Below are 17,092 nucleotides of genomic sequence, written 5' to 3'. Positions count from 1 at the left end.
GGCCGACGGAAAGAGGGCACCGGTGAACGACCGACAGGATCCGTACCCGCCACGGGACCCGTATGCCCAGGACCCCTACGAGGGGGGCCCGCAGCCCTACGAAGGGGGCCAGGGGCAGCACGGTGGACCGGGGTACGTCTACGACGCCTACGGGCAGCCGGTGTACCAGGAAGCGCCGCGCCGGCAGTACGACCCGTACGGCACGCAGCACCCCGAGGGGTACGGCCAGGGCTACGGCGGGCAGGCACCCGAACAGGGCTACGGCCAGGAGTACGGGCAGCAGGGCTATGCGCCGGGCCACGACCCGTACGGCCGGCCGGCGCAGCACCAGGCTGCGCAGCAGACGCAGCAGCAGGGGTGGATTCCGCAGCAGGCGCAGTACGGGCAGCAGGAGTACGCGCCGCCGCAGCCTCCGTATGCGCCGCCGCAGCCTCCGTACGAGGAGCCGCGGCCCCCGTACGAGGAGCCGCGGCCCCCGTACGGATCCGCGCCCTCCTACGACTCCGCGCCGCCTCACGGAGCCGCCGACGGGGATGACCGCCCCTCCGGAGAGGAGTACCGCACCGAACAGTTCTCGTTCATCGAGGAGCCGGACGAGGACTCCGAAGACGTCATCGACTGGCTGAAGTTCACCGAGAGCCGCACCGAGCGGCGCGAGGAGGCCAAGCGCCGCGGCCGCAGCCGCGTCATCGCGCTGACGGTGGTCCTCGTCCTCCTGGTCGCGGGCGGCGTCGGCTACCTGTGGTGGGCCGGCAAGCTGCCGGGGCTGGGCGGGGCCGCCTCCGGGGACGCGGCCGCCGCCGCGGGCCAGAAGCGCGACGTGCTGCTGGTCCACCTCCGCAGGACCGGTACGGACGAGAGCTCGACGGCGCTGCTTGTGGACAACGAGACCACCCACAAGGGCACCACCGTCCTCCTCCCAAACAACCTCGCCATCACCGGGGACGACGGCCAGGCCACCACCTTGGGCAAGTCCGTCAAGGACGCCGGCGCGGAGCCCACCCGCGACTCCCTCAACACGCTTCTCGGCGCCGACATCAAGGCGAGCTGGCGGCTGGACACGCCGTACCTGGAGAACCTCGTCGAGACGGTCGGCGGCATCACCGTCGACGCCGACACCACCGTGCCGGGCGCGAAGAAGGGCGACGGCCCGCTGGTCAAGGCGGGGAAGGGGCGCGTACTGAACGGCCAGGCGGCCGTCGCGTACGCCACCTACCGGGGCCCGGGCGAGCTGCAGACCAAGCAGCTGGCGCGCTTCGGACAGGTGATGCAGGCGACTCTGAAGCGGGTGTCCAGTGACGCGGGCGGGGCGACCGCGACGGTGAAGTCCCTGTTCCAGGTCCTGGACCCGCCGCTCACCGAGGGGCAGCTGGGCAGCTCGCTCGCGCAGCGCGCCGAGCTCGCGAAGACCGGTGCGTACCGTACGACGGTGCTGCCCGTGCAACAGGACGGCACGCTCAGCGCGCAGACCGCCTCCGAGGTGGTCAAGGACGTCCTGGGCGGCAAGGTCAAGAAGACCGACCCGAGCGCGACCGCGCGGGTCAGCGTCCGGAACGCCTCGGGCAGCCAGAAAGCGGTCGGGCAGGCGCAGGCCGCGCTGGTCAACGGCGGGTACTCGTTCGTGGACAGCGGCACCGCCTCGGGCTCGCTGTCGGCGTCGCAGGTGACGTACGGGGACGAGGCCCACCAGCCGCGTGCCGAGGAGGTCGCGAAGACGCTGGGCCTGCCATCGAGCGCCGTGCGGAAGGGCAAGGTCGCCTCGAACGCGGACATCACGGTGGTGCTGGGGCACGACTACAAGGGGTGATCGGCCCGTGGGTGCGGGCGGCGGCGGAGCTTTGGCCAAGGCTCTGCCTGCCGTCGGCATCCTGCCGTCTCCACCGCCCGCGTCCCGCCGCTTCCGCCGCAGGCCCGTCCCCCCTCTGACCAGCTCGGATGCCCCGTTGTCCACAAGCCCGCCGGGGTGTCAGCGGTCCGTGAGACCCTTGAGGGGTACTTGACCGCTGACTCGGCCGCGGCCGACGGGGTTTCCCGCGGACGGGGCCGGGCAGCGTCGCCATCGACCCGGAAGTTTGGCTTGTGACCGCCACGGACCGCTCCACCGAGCTCATCACCGCCGCCGCGCAGGCGGCCGCCGACAAGCTCGCGCACGACATCATCGCGTACGACGTCAGCGACGTCCTCTCGATCACCGACGCCTTCCTGCTGGCGTCGGCGCCCAACGACCGCCAGGTCAAGTCGATCGTCGACGAGATCGAAGAGCGGCTGAGCAAGGAACTGGGCGCCAAACCGGTGCGCCGCGAAGGCGACCGCGAGGCCCGCTGGGTGCTCCTGGACTACGTCGACATCGTCGTCCACGTCCAGCACAGCGAGGAGCGCGTCTTCTACGCGCTGGAGCGTCTGTGGAAGGACTGCCCCGAGATCGAGCTGCCCGAGGACGCCAAGGCGACCCGCGGCAAGGCGGCCGCGCACGCCGAGGAGACCACCGCCGAGCAGGACGGAGAGCTGCACTGAACGGCACGAAGGGGGGCCGTGGCCGCAGGATCGTCCTGTGGCGGCACGGCCAGACCGCCTGGAATCTGGAGCGCCGCTTCCAGGGCTCCACGGACATCGAGCTGACCGAGGCGGGCGTCGAGCAGGCCCGCCGCGCCGCGCGGCTGCTCGCCGCCCTGCAGCCGGACGCGATCATCGCTTCGGACCTGCAGCGGGCGGCGCGGACGGCCGCCGAGCTGTCCGCCGTCACACGCCTGGACGTGACGCACGACGAGGCGCTGCGCGAGACGTACGCGGGTGCCTGGCAGGGCCTGACCCACGAGGAGATCGTGGCGCAGTACCCCGAGCAGTACGCCGCCTGGAAGCGCGGCGAGCCGGTGCGCCGCGGCGGCGGTGAGCTGGAGACCGAGGTCGCGGACCGTGCGGCGCCGGTCGTGGGGCTGGCCGCCGACAAGCTGCCCGACGGGGGCACCCTGGTCGTGGTCAGCCACGGCGGCACGATCCGTACGACGATCGGGCGGCTGCTGGGCCTGGAGCCGCACCACTGGGAGGGCCTGGGCGGCCTGTCGAACTGCTGCTGGTCCGTCCTGGGGGAGGGCGCCCGGGGCTGGCGCCTGCTGGAGCACAACGCCGGCACGCTTCCCGAGCCGGTGCTGGGCGACGACGACTGACGCCGCGGGCCGGGCCGGCGGCGGCTCTCCGGGGGCCGTCCGGCGGCCGGCCGGACCCGGATTTCACATCTGGGCAGGTCGCAGGCTAAAGTTCTTCTTGTTCGCGGCGCCGCCGGGGGAAACCCGGAGGGGCGGAACAAGACCCGGGGCTATAGCTCAGTTGGTAGAGCGCCTGCATGGCATGCAGGAGGTCAGGAGTTCAATTCTCCTTAGCTCCACAACCCGGATGATCCCGCCCTCTGGCGGAGACGGAGAGACTGTTCTCCGCCTCACCAGGAGGCGGGATCACTGCTGTTTCGGGGCTTTCGGGGCGCGTGCGTCGCTGTGCGCGCCGGGGTGAGTGCCCGCGCAACGCCTCGTGCTCGGCTGCGCGGCGGTAGCGGGCAGCCCGTCCGTACTCGTAGGGCTGCGGGCCTGACCTGGTCGTCGGTCCGTGGCAGAATCGGACGGCGCCGGCAGGGGAGGAGAGAACGCGATGCCCACGAGCATCATCGAGGAGGTCCGCGACCTGCTCGGCGTGGCCACCTCCGCGCTGCAGTGCCCTTCCTGCGGCTCGCCTCACGTGGCGCAGATGCTGGGTGACGACGGTGGCGTCTCGTTCGTCTGCACGGCCTGCGGCCACAGCTGGAGCTGACTGATGGGGGCACACAGCCGGAAGTGCGACTGGTGCGGCAGCGGTACGCCCATCGTTCGCGACATGGAGCCGCTGAACCCCGAATTCCAGTACTGGTGCGAGGAATGCGCCCGGGCGCTGATCATAAAAGGCGACCCCATCGAGACCTACCGTGAGCTGGACGGCGAGCCCATCTACGGCCGCCTGCTCGACGAGCACTGCACGCTGAAGCGTTTCTACTCCTTCGCCACCGCCTGAGAACCGGCCCTGCCGCCCGGCCCGCTGAGGGCCCGTCACTCCGTTTCGTGAGGGCGCACGACCGCGCCCGAGAACGACCGCCGATCTCTGAATGACCGTTTCTCCACAACCTCGGCGCATTTTCCGCTCCCTGAGCTACTTTCAGTTCCGACGCCCCGGACCGGACCGGTCCGCTCCTCTATGTGCGGACTGCGGACGATTGGCCGGAAAATTCACGGTGAGGGTGGAACTCCGGTCGTACCGTGAGGCGTTGTAGGACTCAGAGCTGCCGCCGCGGAACGGTCGGCGGCACGGGGGAAGCGACGGGGGTCGCAAGTGACAGACACAGTTGTGGGGGCCGCACCGCAGGCAGAGACCATCGCGGAGCGGGACGGACAGGCCACGGCGGCCGGACTCACGCCGTTCGTCGACGCGTTGCGCGTGCCGCCTGTCGTCAAGCCGGGTCGCGCAGAAGCCCTGCGTGGCATCACCATCGAGCAGAAGACCAGTTGGGTGCGGCTGCACTCCGAGCTGCCGCCCACCAAAGTGTGGGCGTACGAAGGGCACTTCCCGGGCCCGACCATCGAGGTGCGCCGCGGTCGGCGCCTCCGGGTGTCCTGGACGAACCGCATCACGGGCACCTTCCCGGTGACCGCGGTGGAAGTGGCGGCGACGCCCGAGGTGCCCGCGCCGCTGAACGAACCGGGGCGCGGCGGGGCCGAGCCCACCGCCGGCGTGGCCGCACTCCCGCCCTGGCTGGTCACCCACCTGCACGGCGCGGTGACCGGCGGCGGCAACGACGGCTGGTCGGAGAACGCCGTCTCGCCCGGCGACGCGCAGCTCTCGGAGTATCCCAACGACCACCGCGCGACGACCTGGTGGTACCACGACCACGCCATGGACATCACCCGGTGGAACGTCTTCTCGGGCCTGGCCGGCATGTATCTGGTGCGGGACGACGAGGAGGACGCGCTCCGGCTCCCCTCGGGCGGGCGGGAGATGCCGCTCATCATCCAGGACCGCAACCTCGACACGGACGCCGAAGGCCGGCTGACCGGTCAGCTGCTCCACAAGACCCTCATAGTCGGCAAGGACAACGGCGGCAAGAACATCACCATCCCGTTCTCGGGCCCGTACACGCTCGTGAACGGCACGGTCTGGCCGCACGTGGACGTCGATGCCAGGTGGTACCGCTTCCGCCTGCTCAACGCCTCCAACGCCCGGACGTACGCCCTGCAGCTGGTGGACGAGGAGACGGGGCAGCCTGTCATCGGCGCGGTGCATCAGATCGGGACGGACGGCGGCCTGCTGCCGCGCCCGCTGCCGGTCGACGGCACCCTGTCGGTGGCCCCGGCCGAGCGGATGGACCTGCTGGTCGACTTCGGCCGGCTGCGCGGGCGGCGGCTGCGCCTGGTGAACGCCGCGGCGGGCGTGGCGTATCCGCAGGTGATGCAGTTCCGGGTCGGTTCGAAGAAGGTGGCTGATTCCTTCGTGCTGCCCGCGGTGATCTCGCCGACGTTCGAGCGGATCACCCACGACACCGCACCGAAGCACGAGCACCGCCTGATAGCGCTCACCCCGCCGGGCCCGATCGGCAACGGCCACCCGGAGATGTGGGAGCTGCACGAGGTCGACCCGGCGGACGTCACCATCCCGTCCGAAGGGATCATCCAGGTCAAGGGGGCCAACGGCACGACGCGTACGTACCAGCGCGGCGCCCGGATGTTCGACGACGCCCTCGGCTTCATGGTCCGGCACGACGACTGGGAGCAGTGGAGCTTCCTGAACCTCGGCGGCGCCGGCACGCACCCGATGCACATCCACCTGATCGACTTCCAGGTGCGCAGCCGCGACCGGTACCCAGCGGTGCCGGACAGCCCGTACGACAACGCGCTCGGGGGCACCCGCAGCCCGCTGGAGTACGGGGGCCAGGCGCCGATAGCCCCGGGTGATCAGGGCTGGAAGGACGTCATACAGGTGCTGCCGGGGCAGATGGTGAACGTGATCGGCCGGTTCCACGGCGCCAAGGGCCGCTTCATGTACCACTGCCATCTGTTGGAACACGAAGACATGGGCATGATGCGTCCGTTCGTGGTGATGCCTCCGGAGGTGCTGGCGTTCCATCACCAGCACCCGGGTGGTGGTCACGACCACGGGGCGCACTGACACCGGGCGCGGCGGTCCGGCGCAGGCGGGCGGCGGCCAGCAGCAGGAGCGCGACACCGGCGATCGGGTAGCCGGCCGAGAGCAGCATCTGGCCGCCGTTCTGGTGCAGTTCCGCGTGGCTGTGCGGGCGGTGCGGCACCCACCACAGAGCGAAGGAGGCGAAGAGCAGCCCGAGGGCTGCGGCGGCGGTCCACAGCCGGCGGCCCGTCCGGGTGGCCCGGCCGCCGCGGCGCACCGCCTCGGTGCCGAGCAGGATCAGCATCGGTACGGCCCACACCCAGTGGTGCGACCAGGAGACCGGGCTGACCAGCAGCGCGGTGGTGGCGCAGACCACGGCCGCCCAGGCGCGCTCCCCGCGCAGCAGGGCGGTGGTGGCGACGGCCAGCCCCGCGATCGCCGCCGCGGCCGCGGCGGCGGGCCACCACAGTCCGGTGTCGGGGGTGTGCAGCAGCCGGGCGAGGACGCCGCGCAGCGACTGGTTGGCGGTGATCTCCACGTCGCCCGGCCGGTCGGAGGCGAAGACGATCTCGGTCCAGAAGCGGGCCGAGTCACGGGGCAGGACCAGTGCGGAGAGGAGGACGGTGCCGAGGAAGGACAGGACCGCGACGCATGCCTGGCGCAGCCAGGGGTTCCAGGTGCCGCGCAGCCCCTGCCCGGGCTCGTACAGCCGGCGGGCGCGCAGCAGCCCGGCCAGCGCGAGCCACACGGCGAAGAGGGCGGGCGTGAGCTTGATCCCGGCGGCGATGCCGATGCCGATGCCGGCCCAGCGGTTGGTGTCCCGGCGGGTGACGTCCCAGAGCACGAGGACGGTGAGGAGGAGGTTGATCTGCCCGTAGCGCAGCGTGGTCCACACGGGCTCGCACCAGACCAGCAGCGCGGAGAGGGCGAGCGTCGCGGCGGCCTGCCGTGTCCGGGGGGCGCGGGTTCCGCGCGCGAGCGAGGGCAGGCCGGTCAGGCGCAGGGTGAGGTGCACCACGGCGACCAGGAGCAGCAGGTTGCCGAGCGTGGCGAGCGTGCGCATCTCCGGTACGCCGAGGAAGGTCAGCGGCAGGAACAGCAGGGAGGCGAAGGGCGGGTAGGTGTTGGGCAGCCGCGCGGAGGTGGCGAGCATGTCGTAGAGGTCGCCGCCGGTGCGGGCGGTCCAGCCCTCGGCGCGGTAGACCATGAGGTCGAGCATGGTCACGGCGGCCAGCCGCTGGGCGATCCAGAAGACCGTGAAGGACAGGGCACAGGCCAGTGCGGCCGCCAGGACGCGGCGGCGGTGGACGCCCTCACGGGAGGACGGGCCGCGGCGTCCGACGGATTGGTCGAGCTTCGGCGCGGTCACGTCCAGGCCCCCGGTTTCCTTCGAGCACGGATTGTCGACAGTACCGCTGCCGAGTGCGTCGCCGAGTGCGTCGCCGAGTGCCTCGCCGGGTGCGTCCCGGCTGCCGCTCCGGCTCCTCGGAGATCTTCGGCAGACCGCCGCCGCAGGGACCCGGGAAAGCGATTTGGCAGAAGCCCGGGGCAGCCGTGTAATGTAGTCGATGTCGCCGCGAGGGAAACCCCCGAGGAAAACTTCCGGAGACGACAACAGAACACGGGGCTATAGCTCAGTTGGTAGAGCGCCTGCATGGCATGCAGGAGGTCAGGAGTTCAATTCTCCTTAGCTCCACAGTGATCAGAGCGGCCCGTCCGAAGAGGACGGGCCGCTTTGTCGTATCCCCGCCCGCCGTCACGGCTTCTCGAGTCGGAGCGCGAGGGCTGGGCAGCGGCGTACGGCGCGTTGTGCGCGGGCGCGCAGCGCCCCCGGGAGTACGTCGTCGGACAGTACGGGGAAGCCGTCCCGGTCGAGCCGTACGGCCTCGGGCAGCAGCCCCGCGCACAGCCCGTGCCCCTCGCACAGCGTCCAGTCCACCGCCAGCCGCTCCCCGGCGGCACCGATGGCCCCGGCGTCCTCTCCGGCGCCGGTCGCCGCCCCAGCGCCCTCCTCGCGCGGCAGCGGCAGCAGCCCGACCGTGGGCCGCCCGCAGCCGTCGCCCAGGACGTGCGCGGCCAGGTCGTCGGGGAACGCGGTGAGCGCCGACAGTACGAACCGCGCCGCACCGTCGGGGTGTTTGCACGCGCCCCGCCCCCGTACGCCGCGCGCCGCTTCCTGTACCGCCTCCAGGGCCGGCTGCCCGCCGCCGCCCAGCGCGTCCGCGAGCATCTCCGCGAGCGACGGCAGCCCCAGCCGGCACGGGCCGCACTGCCCCGCCGACTCCGCCGCCAGCCACCGCGCGATCCGCAGCGCCTCGCCCAGCGGGCACGTCCGCGTGGACAGCGGCAGCACCGCCCCGGCGCCCAGCGCCCCGCCGCGGGCCGCCAGCGCCTCGCGCGACAGCGGCGTCCCGTACGCGGTGGCCGGGTCCAGCCAGGCGCCGTGATAGCCGCCGACCAGGACGCCGGACGGTGCCGGTTCCGCGCCGCACGCCTGCAGTACGTACGGCAGCGGCACACCGGAGGGGACCTCGACGACGGCGGGGGCGGGGACCGCGCCGGAGACCGTCAGCAGGAGCGTGCCCGGCTCGCCGGGGAGACCCGTGGAGGCGTAGCGGTCGGGGCCGAGGCGGGCGGCGACGGCGAGTTGGGCGAAGGTCTCGGCGTTGGAGAGCAGCGTGGGCGCGCCGCCCAGGCCCGATTCGGCGGCCCGTGCCCGGCGGCCCGGCGGTACCGGCGGCCCGCCCTCGGCGGCCCGGATCAGCGCGGACGCCTCCCCGGACACCAGGCGCTCGGGGGAGCGCACGACCTGTGCGCGCAGCGCACGCCCACGTCGCCTGCGCCCCAGCCCTCGTTCGGCGAGGGCTTCCCGTACGGAGTTCTTCGTCGTGGCCTTCGTCACGCCGACGACCAGGAGGTGCGCGCCGAGCGCCGCGGCGGCCAGCAGCGCGCCGTCCAGGACGAGGTGTGGCGCACGGCACAGCAGCACGGTGTCCTTGCGGCAGGCGGGTTCGCCCTCGCAGCCGTTGACCACGACGACGGGGCGCACCCCGCGGCGGGCCGCGGCGTCGGCGACGGCCGTCAGCTTGCGCGCGAGCGGGAATCCGGCGCCGCCCCGGCCTCGCAGCGCCACGGCCTCGGCGACGGCGGCCAGCCGCTCCCCGGAGAGCGCGGGCAGTGAGCCGTGGAGGAGCAGGTGCCGCTTGCGGTCCAGCCGTTCGGCCTCGTCGAATCCGGCGCACAGCCGCGGCAGCCCGAGTACGCGTACGCCGGGCACATCGGGCAGCGGCCCACCGCCCGTATACGGGACCAGCGCGGTACTGGTCATGAGGTCCGGCCGTTCGGGGCGTGGGGGAGAGGCGCGCCCTCGGTGTGAGTGTCGGAGGGCCGGGGCTGCACCAGAGTGGGTGGACCGCCCCACTCGGGGGCGGCGTCGAAGCCGGCGAAGGGAATGCGTTCCGTGGGTGCCCCGTCCGCTCCGAGGGCCAGGGGTGGTGCGTCGGTGACGTAGGGGAGTGTCTCTGTAGGGGCGTCGGCCAGCGCAGCCCAAGAAGGCGCTTCCCGCGCGTCCCCTGGTGGGGTGGTCGCCGCCCCCGTAGGTCGCCCGTCGCCCGCATGGGCGCCAACAGAGGCAGCCACTCCCGGTGCCTCGGAGGCGGAGCGCGTGTCCGTACGGCCCGCCCCCCTGCGCACCGCCCGCTGCCGGTCCCGCTTTCGTGACCGGAACGGCAGCTCCCGCCGCAGTACGAAGTACGGGAACTCCGCACACGGGGTGAACAACAGACGAGCCAGCAGCGCGCCCATGACCGCCGCAAGGGAGAGCACGTACCCGGTGGTGACCCACCCCGAAGGCGCGCGACCGGACTTGAGACCGTGCAGGAGGGCCAGGCACCACGCGGCGTACGCGCTGGTGTGCAGGGCGCGCCAGCGCCCGGAGACGCGCCCGCGCCCCGCGAACGCGCTGCGCAGTGCCCCGGTCGCGGCGGCCAGCACCATCAGCAGCCCGGCCAGGGTGCCGAACCCGATGAGCGGTGCGGTGCCGGGCGCGACGGGCCCGCCGAGCACCACGGAGGCGAAGGGCAGGAACGCGTCCGAGAACAGGGCGTGCGTCTCGGCCACCTTGACCGCGATGTGCAGCACAAGGAAGCCGAGCGAGGCGGTGGCGAGCGCCCGGTGGACGCCCTGCGCCAGGAGCCTGCTGCGCGGCGCCAGTACGGTGCGGCCGGCCGCGAGCAGGCCCCAGACCACGGCGGCGGTGAGCGAGACGAGCGTGAGGACCCCGGCGGTGTAGTCGAAGAACGCGCGGAAGGCGGGGGCCGCGCCGAGGAGGGGGAGGACCAGTACGGCGCCGGCCCCGGTGGTGAGCGCGGGGCGTGGCCTCTGGAGACGGTGGGGGAGGCGTAAGCGGCGGGGGCGGCGGGTGCGGGCCGCTCGGCGCGCCGCCGGGCCCGTGAGCGGTTGCATGCCCGGCAAGCTAGGGGCCGTCGCGAGGGCCCGCGGCGGCCTTCGCGTATCCCGCCCGCCCGGCGTGACCCGCTGCTAACGTCGGTCCGTTCGCGCCCCGCACACCAGCTCGGTCGCCCTTCTGTACACGCGAATTGCCGTGTGCATACAGGCCATTTGATGCACTTTCCATGGCTATTTCTTGTCCGTCCTTGGGTGCTTCTTGGTCATCCCATGCCCCTGACGTGAACAGATCATCGAAAGAGTGACGCAGCGCGTGCGTGTGGCCGCCACCGCGTACACCGTGCGCCACCGCGGAGACCGCGTGCACCGCACGCGACGCATCGCATCGCAGGGGGTTTCATGAGATCAAGCCGCTCCAGAGCGCGTCGGGGACGCGCCGGGCTGGCCGCGGCGGCGACGCTGCCGCTGGTCGCCGGCGCGCTGGCGCTCGGTACGCCCGCCGCCGGTGCCGCCGGCCACGACGGCCGGGACACGCTGCACGGCACGAAGCCGCAGTGGGCCACCCAGCAGGCCGACCGCGGCAGCACCAGGAACGCCGACCGGGTCACCGCCCGGGTGTTCCTGGCCGGACGGGACGCCGAGGGCCTCGCGGCCTACGCCAGGGCCGTCTCGGACCCGTCCTCCGCCTCGTACGGGAAGTACCTGAGCGCCGACCGCGCGCAGGCACGTTTCGGCGCCACCCGTGAACAGATATCCGCGGTCACCGACTGGCTGACGGGGGCCGGCCTGAAGGTCACCGCCACCGACCGCCGTTCCCTCACCGTGGCCGGCACCACTTCGGAAGTGGAGCGCGCGTTCGCCACGGACCTGCACAACTACCGCAAGGGTGGACACACTTACCACGCCCCGTCGCGCACCGCCTCCGCCCCGGAGTCGCTGCACGGTGCGGTCCTCACGGTCACCGGTCTGGACAACGCGCCGCACATGGCGCAGCACCATGCCCAGCTGCCGCCGCCCAGTCAGATCTTCCGCAACTCCGGCCCGTTCTCCAGCTACTACGGCTCGAGGACGAACAAGGACCTGCCCTCCGCTTACGGGGCCAAGCAGCCGTACGCCGTGAAGGGCTACACGGGCAAGCAGCTGCGCGCCGCCTACGGAGCGGGCAAGCGCACCGGTAAGGGCGTCACGGTGGCGATAACCGATGCGTACGCCTCGCCGACCATCGCCGCCGACGCCCGTAAGTACGCCGACCGCAACGGGGACGCCGGGTACACGAAGGGGCAGCTCTCCCAGGTGCTGCCCAAGAAGTACACGCACATCAAGGAGTGCGACGCGGCCGGGTGGTACGGGGAGGAGACCCTCGACGTCGAGGCCGTGCACGCGGTCGCTCCGGAGTCCGACATCGTCTACGTGGGTGGCGCGTCCTGCATGGACGACGATCTCCTGGACTCCCTGGGCAAGATCGTCGACGGCCGGCTCGCCGACATCGTCTCGAACAGCTGGGGCGACATCGAGGCCAACGAGACCCCGGACGTGGCAGCGGCGTACGACCAGATCTTCCAGAGGGGCGCCGTCGAGGGCATCGGCTTCTACTTCTCCTCGGGCGACAACGGTGACGAGGTCGCCAACACCGGCACCAAGCAGGTCGACACTCCGGCGAACTCCGCCTGGGTGACCGCCGTCGGCGGCACCGCGCTGGCCGTCGGCAAGGGTGACAAGTACCTGTGGGAGACCGGCTGGGGCACCCAGAAGGCCAATCTGGCGGCCGACGGCGGCAGCTGGCAGGACTTCCCCGGCGCCTTCACCTCCGGGGCCGGCGGCGGCACCAGTAGGACCGTCGCGCAGCCCTTCTATCAGCGCGGCGTCGTACCGAACGCGCTTTCGAAGGCGAACGGCGGTACCGCGATGCGCACCGTCCCCGACGTCGCCGCGGTCGCCGACCCGAACACCGGCTTTCTCGTAGGCCAGACCCAGTCCCTCCCGGACGGCTCGCTCACGTACGACGAGTACCGCATCGGCGGCACCTCCCTGGCGGCGCCGGTGATCGCGGGCGTGCAGGCGCTGGCCCAGGAGGCCCGGCACGGTGTCCCGATCGGCTTCGCCAACCCCGGGATCTACCAGCGGTACGGCACCGCCGCGTACCACGACGTCACCGATCACCCCCTGGGTGCCGGGCGGGACCTCGGGGTGGTCCGGGTGGACTACGTGAACGGCATCGACGCCAGTGAGGGCACGACCACCTCGCTGCGCAGCCTGGGCAAGGACAGCTCGCTGCACGCGGTCGTCGGCTACGACGACGTCACGGGCGTGGGCACACCGGGCCGGGGTTACGTGGACTCCTACCGGCGCTGAGCGCCGCGCATACCGGGGCGCTCGCCCGTCCCGGCATGTGGGACGGGGCCCGCGCGGGGGAATCCTCGGCGCGGGCCCCTGGTGGCCTGCGGTACCCTGACGCCATGCGTGCCGTACGCCTTCTGCTTAGCGGGCCGCGCTGATCAGTACCGACCGGATCACGGACTGCGGGTCCAGGTCGGCATCGGCGCGGCGTCCCCTCCTGTGCGAGGGGCCTTTTTGTTTCAGGCGCCAGCCGGCAAGAAGGTGCCCGCAAGGGGTGCGTTTCCGCAGGCAGAGACGATCGATGGAGCTTTGAGGACGATGAGCGAGACGACCACGGCCGCCGAGGCGGCGGCCCCGCACCGCTATACGGCCGCGCTGGCCGCGGACATCGAGGCACGCTGGCAGGACTTCTGGGAGGCGAACGGCACCTACGAGGCGCCGAACCCCAGCGGTGACCTGGCCGGCGACCCGGAGCAGGTGGCCAAGCCCAAGAAGTTCATCATGGACATGTTCCCGTACCCCTCGGGTGCGGGTCTGCACGTCGGCCACCCCCTGGGCTACATCGCCACCGACGTCTACGCCCGCTTCCAGCGCATGACGGGCCACAACGTCCTGCACACCCTGGGCTTCGACGCCTTCGGCCTGCCCGCCGAGCAGTACGCCGTCCAGACGGGCACCCACCCGCGGGTCTCCACCGAGGCCAACATCGTCAACATGAAGGCGCAGCTGCGCCGCCTGGGCCTGGGCCACGACCAGCGCCGCTCGATCGAGTCGATCGACCCGGCGTACTACAAGTGGACCCAGTGGATCTTCCTGCAGATCTTCAACTCCTGGTACGACACCGACGCCAACAAGGCGCGCCCGATCGACGAGCTGGTCGCCCAGTTCGAGGCGGGGGAGCGCGAGACGCCCGACGGCCGCGCGTGGGCCGACCTGAGCGCCATCGAGCGCGCCAACGTCCTGGGCGAGTACCGCCTGGCGTACGCCTCGGACGCGCCCGTCAACTGGTGCCCGGGCCTGGGCACCGTACTGGCCAACGAAGAGGTCACCGCCGACGGCCGCTCCGAGCGCGGGAACTTCCCCGTCTTCAAGGCCAAGCTGCGCCAGTGGAACATGCGCATCACGGCCTACGCGGACCGCCTGCTGGAGGACCTGGACGGGCTGGACTGGCCCGAGGCGATCAAGCTGCAGCAGCGCAACTGGATCGGCCGCTCCGAGGGCGCGCGGGTCGACTTCCCCGTAGGGGACCAGCACATCACGGTCTTCACCACCCGCCAGGACACCCTGTTCGGCGCGACCTACATGGTGCTGGCCCCGGAGCACGAGCTGGTCTCCGGTGAGGACTCGATCGTCCCGGACGCCTGGCCCGAGGGCACGCACGACGTGTGGACCGGTGGCTACGACACCCCGGCCGAGGCCGTCGCTGCCTACCGCAAGCAGGCCGCCGCCAAGTCGGAGGTCGAGCGCCAGGCCGAGGCCAAGGACAAGACCGGCGTCTTCACCGGCGCGTACGCGATCAACCCGGTCAGCGGCGAGCGCGTCCCGGTCTTCATCGCCGACTACGTCCTGATGGGCTACGGCACCGGCGCGATCATGGCGGTCCCGGCGCACGACTCCCGTGACTTCGCTTTCGCGCGCGCCTTCGAGCTGCCCATGCGCTGCGTGGTCGAGCCCTCGGACGATCGCGGCACCGACCCGTCCACCTGGGACGAGGCCTTCTCCTCGTACGACGCGAAGATCGTCAACTCCTCGGACGACACCATCTCGCTGGACGGCCTGGGCGTCACCGAGGCCAAGGCGAAGATCACCGAGTGGCTGGCCGCGCAGGGGATCGGCGAGGGCACCGTGAACTTCCGGCTGCGCGACTGGCTGTTCAGCCGGCAGCGCTACTGGGGCGAGCCCTTCCCGATCGTGTACGACGAGGACGGCGTGGCGCACGCGCTGCCCGAGTCGATGCTGCCGCTGGAGCTGCCCGAGGTCGAGGACTACTCGCCGCGCACCTTCGACGCGGACGACGCGGACACCTCCCCGGAGACCCCGCTGTCCCGCAACGAGGACTGGGTCAACGTCGAGCTGGACCTGGGCGACGGCCGGGGCGTGCGGCGCTACCGCCGCGAGACCAACACCATGCCCAACTGGGCCGGTTCCTGCTGGTACGAGCTGCGCTACCTGGACCCGAACAACGACGAGAAGCTGGTCGACCCGGCCGTCGAGCAGTACTGGATGGGCCCGCGCGACGGTCAGCCGCACGGCGGTGTCGACCTGTACGTGGGCGGCGCCGAGCACGCCGTGCTGCACCTGCTGTACGCCCGCTTCTGGTCCAAGGTGCTGCACGACCTGGGGCACATCGCCTCGGCCGAGCCGTTCCACAAGCTGTACAACCAGGGCATGATCCAGGCGTTCGTCTACCGGGACAAGCGCGGCATCGCCGTCCCGGCGGCCGAGGTCGAGGAGCGCGACGGCGGGTACTTCTACCAGGGCGAGAAGGTCAGCCGCGTCCTCGGCAAGATGGGCAAGTCCCTGAAGAACGCCGTCACGCCGGACGAGATCTGCCAGGAGTACGGCGCGGACACGCTGCGGCTGTACGAGATGGCGATGGGCCCGCTGGACGTCTCGCGCCCGTGGGACACCCGCGCCGTCGTCGGCCAGTACCGCCTGCTGCAGCGCCTGTGGCGCAACATCGTGGACGAGGCCACCGGCGAGGTCACCGTCACGGACGCGGAGCCGGACGAGGACACCCTGCGTGCCCTGCACAAGGCCATCGACGGCGTCGGCCAGGACATGGCCGGGCTGCGCTTCAACACCGCGATCGCCAAGGTCACGGAGCTGAACAACCACCTGACGAAGGCCGGCGGCAACGTGCCGCGCGCGGTCGCCGAGCAGCTGGTGCTGCTGGTCGCGCCGCTGGCCCCGCACATCGGTGAGGAGCTGTGGCGCAAGCTGGGCCACACCGACTCCGTGGTGCACGCGGACTTCCCGGTGGCCGACCCGGCGTACGTCGTCGACGAGACCGTGACCTGCGTCGTGCAGATCAAGGGCAAGGTCAAGGCCCGCCTGGAGGTCTCGCCGGCCATCTCGGACGCGGACCTGGAGGCGGCGGCGCTGGCCGAGCCGGCGGTCGTGACGGCGCTGGGCGGCGCGGGCATCCGCAAGGTGATCGTGCGGGCGCCGAAGCTGGTCAACATCGTTCCGGCATGATCCGGTTCCCCCGCGCGCCTGCCCGGCAGGCGCGCGTGGGGGATGACCATTACGGGCAGGTTGGGGGTTCTCGGGGAACCGCCGACCTGCCCGAGGCGTTTACGGTGGGAGAAGGAAGTACTTCCGTCCGTCGGTCCGACCGAGCCCACATGAGGTAAGCCCATGATCGCTGTGATCGCGATCCTCGCCCTGCTCTTCGTGCTGTTCGTCGCGGCCGGGGTCATCGCGACGGTCAAAGTCGTCTCGGCGACCAAGCGCGGCGTGGACCGTACGGTTGCCCAGGCCCGCCGCACGGTCGAGGACACCACCCTGCGCGCCCGGCAGTACACCCAGTCCGGCTCGGCCGGTCAGCTGGCCCAGATGCGGCTCTCCCTGCGCGCCTCGATGCGCGCCACCCAGGAAGCGCTGCAGGAGGCCGCCCCCGAGGACCAGTCGCTGAGCGAGGCGCTGAACTTGTTCGCACGGCTCAGCGCGCACGGCCACGAGCTGGACGCCGACCTGAAGCGCCTGGAGCGCGAGCCGGACCGGGCGCGGATCACCGACTGCCTCCCTGAGCTGCGAGAACGCCTGGAGCGGATCACGCACTCCGCGGACTCGCTGCGCTGGGCGGCCCAGGACCGCGCCCAGAAGTTCGCCGAGGACGATCTCTCGGCGCTGGCCGGACAGATCGACGTGGAGGCGGGCGCGCTGCGGCACTGGACGCCGGCGCCGGACGAGTGCGACACCACGTCCCGGCCGGGTGCGGGTGCCGCGCCGGACCCGCTCGCCAGCTGGCCGCCGCCGTCGGAGGAGCCCGGTACCGCCGCTGCTCCCGAGGGCCCGCAGGCGATCGACGCCCCGGCCCCGCGCATGCGGAGGCCGTACCCGTGGGAGAAGGCGGCCCGTCCGGAGAGCGCGGGCTGACGTGGGCGGAGAGCGGTGCTCGATACGGCCGGCTGCCGGCCGGGGACCTGCCGGAGCGTCGGCGGGCGAGCTCGCCGACCGCGCGAAGTTGGCTGTAGCGCATCGCCGG

At 72.1% G+C, this 17,092-nt stretch carries 11 protein-coding genes, 2 tRNA genes and 1 pseudogene; 11 read left to right on the top strand and 3 right to left on the bottom strand.

Annotated elements, in window-relative coordinates:
- Positions 1 to 22 precede the first annotated feature (22 nt).
- From ACZ4MH_RS05990 to phsA, 7 genes and pseudogenes are all read left to right on the top strand, one after another.
- Complete coding sequence (locus tag ACZ4MH_RS05990; RefSeq protein ID WP_351593769.1) at positions 23 to 1,807, top strand: LCP family protein; 1,785 nt, start codon at positions 23 to 25, stop codon at positions 1,805 to 1,807.
- 272 nt (positions 1,808 to 2,079) lie between these two features.
- Positions 2,080 to 2,514, top strand: coding sequence for a ribosome silencing factor (gene rsfS, locus ACZ4MH_RS05985; RefSeq protein ID WP_351593772.1), 435 nt, complete (start codon positions 2,080 to 2,082; stop codon positions 2,512 to 2,514).
- On the top strand, positions 2,511 to 3,164 hold the full coding sequence (locus ACZ4MH_RS05980) for a histidine phosphatase family protein (protein WP_351593810.1): 654 nt from the start codon (positions 2,511 to 2,513) through the stop codon (positions 3,162 to 3,164). Before rsfS ends, ACZ4MH_RS05980 begins: the two co-directional genes overlap by 4 nt.
- Before the next feature lie 145 nt (positions 3,165 to 3,309).
- A tRNA-Ala gene (locus tag ACZ4MH_RS05975) sits at positions 3,310 to 3,382 on the top strand.
- Positions 3,383 to 3,639: 257 nt separating this feature from the next.
- Positions 3,640 to 3,798 (top strand): hypothetical protein, encoded by a 159-nt coding sequence (locus ACZ4MH_RS05970; protein ID WP_351593775.1) that lies wholly within the window; start codon positions 3,640 to 3,642, stop codon positions 3,796 to 3,798.
- Between the two features lie 3 nt (positions 3,799 to 3,801).
- Positions 3,802 to 4,035, top strand: a complete 234-nt coding sequence (locus ACZ4MH_RS05965) for a hypothetical protein (protein WP_351593777.1) — start codon at positions 3,802 to 3,804, stop codon at positions 4,033 to 4,035.
- Positions 4,036 to 4,350: 315 nt separating this feature from the next.
- A pseudogene (phsA, locus tag ACZ4MH_RS05960) lies at positions 4,351 to 6,084 on the top strand (O-aminophenol oxidase PhsA); the annotation flags it as partial.
- Here the strand turns inward: phsA and ACZ4MH_RS05955 are convergent.
- A complete protein-coding gene (locus tag ACZ4MH_RS05955; protein WP_351593780.1) occupies positions 6,050 to 7,507 on the bottom strand; it encodes a glycosyltransferase 87 family protein in 1,458 nt (485 codons plus the stop codon). The pseudogene phsA and the gene ACZ4MH_RS05955 sit on opposite strands and share 35 nt — an antisense overlap.
- A 254-nt stretch (positions 7,508 to 7,761) precedes the next feature.
- On the opposite strand from ACZ4MH_RS05955, the gene ACZ4MH_RS05950 reads away from it, so the two are divergent.
- Positions 7,762 to 7,834, top strand: a tRNA-Ala gene (locus ACZ4MH_RS05950).
- 60 nt (positions 7,835 to 7,894) lie between these two features.
- On the opposite strand, the gene ACZ4MH_RS05945 is transcribed toward ACZ4MH_RS05950, so the two are convergent.
- Positions 7,895 to 9,466 (bottom strand): NADH-ubiquinone oxidoreductase-F iron-sulfur binding region domain-containing protein, encoded by a 1,572-nt coding sequence (locus ACZ4MH_RS05945; RefSeq protein ID WP_351593783.1) that lies wholly within the window; start codon positions 9,464 to 9,466, stop codon positions 7,895 to 7,897.
- Entirely contained in the window at positions 9,463 to 10,602 is a 1,140-nt protein-coding gene (locus tag ACZ4MH_RS05940) for a ferric reductase-like transmembrane domain-containing protein (protein ID WP_351593786.1), read from the bottom strand. Before ACZ4MH_RS05940 ends, ACZ4MH_RS05945 begins: the two co-directional genes overlap by 4 nt.
- A 342-nt stretch (positions 10,603 to 10,944) precedes the next feature.
- Here ACZ4MH_RS05940 and ACZ4MH_RS05935 point away from each other — a divergent pair, with 342 nt between their 5' ends.
- The 3 genes from ACZ4MH_RS05935 to ACZ4MH_RS05925 all read left to right on the top strand — a co-directional run bounded on the left by ACZ4MH_RS05935 (position 10,945) and on the right by ACZ4MH_RS05925 (position 16,983).
- Positions 10,945 to 12,897, top strand: coding sequence for a S53 family peptidase (locus ACZ4MH_RS05935; RefSeq protein WP_351593789.1), 1,953 nt, complete (start codon positions 10,945 to 10,947; stop codon positions 12,895 to 12,897).
- A gap of 303 nt (positions 12,898 to 13,200) precedes the next feature.
- Entirely contained in the window at positions 13,201 to 16,080 is a 2,880-nt protein-coding gene (gene leuS / locus ACZ4MH_RS05930; protein ID WP_351593792.1) for a leucine--tRNA ligase, read from the top strand.
- Between the two features lie 162 nt (positions 16,081 to 16,242).
- On the top strand, positions 16,243 to 16,983 hold the full coding sequence (locus tag ACZ4MH_RS05925) for a TraB/GumN family protein (RefSeq protein ID WP_351593795.1): 741 nt from the start codon (positions 16,243 to 16,245) through the stop codon (positions 16,981 to 16,983).
- The last annotated feature ends 109 nt before the right edge of the window (positions 16,984 to 17,092 follow it).

The sequence above is a fragment of the Streptomyces sp. NPDC026301 genome (assembly GCF_055567935.1).
Note: the sequence above shows the minus strand (reverse complement) of the source record. Positions and strands in the feature narration are given on the sequence as shown.

Coding starts and splice junctions, on each gene's coding strand:
- ACZ4MH_RS05945 (WP_351593783.1), bottom strand. CDS start 9,466: ATGACCAGTACCGCGCTGGTCCCGTATACGGGCGGTGGGCCGCTGCCC.
- ACZ4MH_RS05970 (WP_351593775.1), top strand. CDS start 3,640: ATGCCCACGAGCATCATCGAGGAGGTCCGCGACCTGCTCGGCGTGGCC.
- ACZ4MH_RS05940 (WP_351593786.1), bottom strand. CDS start 10,602: ATGCAACCGCTCACGGGCCCGGCGGCGCGCCGAGCGGCCCGCACCCGC.
- leuS (WP_351593792.1), top strand. CDS start 13,201: ATGAGCGAGACGACCACGGCCGCCGAGGCGGCGGCCCCGCACCGCTAT.
- ACZ4MH_RS05925 (WP_351593795.1), top strand. CDS start 16,243: ATGATCGCTGTGATCGCGATCCTCGCCCTGCTCTTCGTGCTGTTCGTC.
- ACZ4MH_RS05935 (WP_351593789.1), top strand. CDS start 10,945: ATGAGATCAAGCCGCTCCAGAGCGCGTCGGGGACGCGCCGGGCTGGCC.
- ACZ4MH_RS05965 (WP_351593777.1), top strand. CDS start 3,802: ATGGGGGCACACAGCCGGAAGTGCGACTGGTGCGGCAGCGGTACGCCC.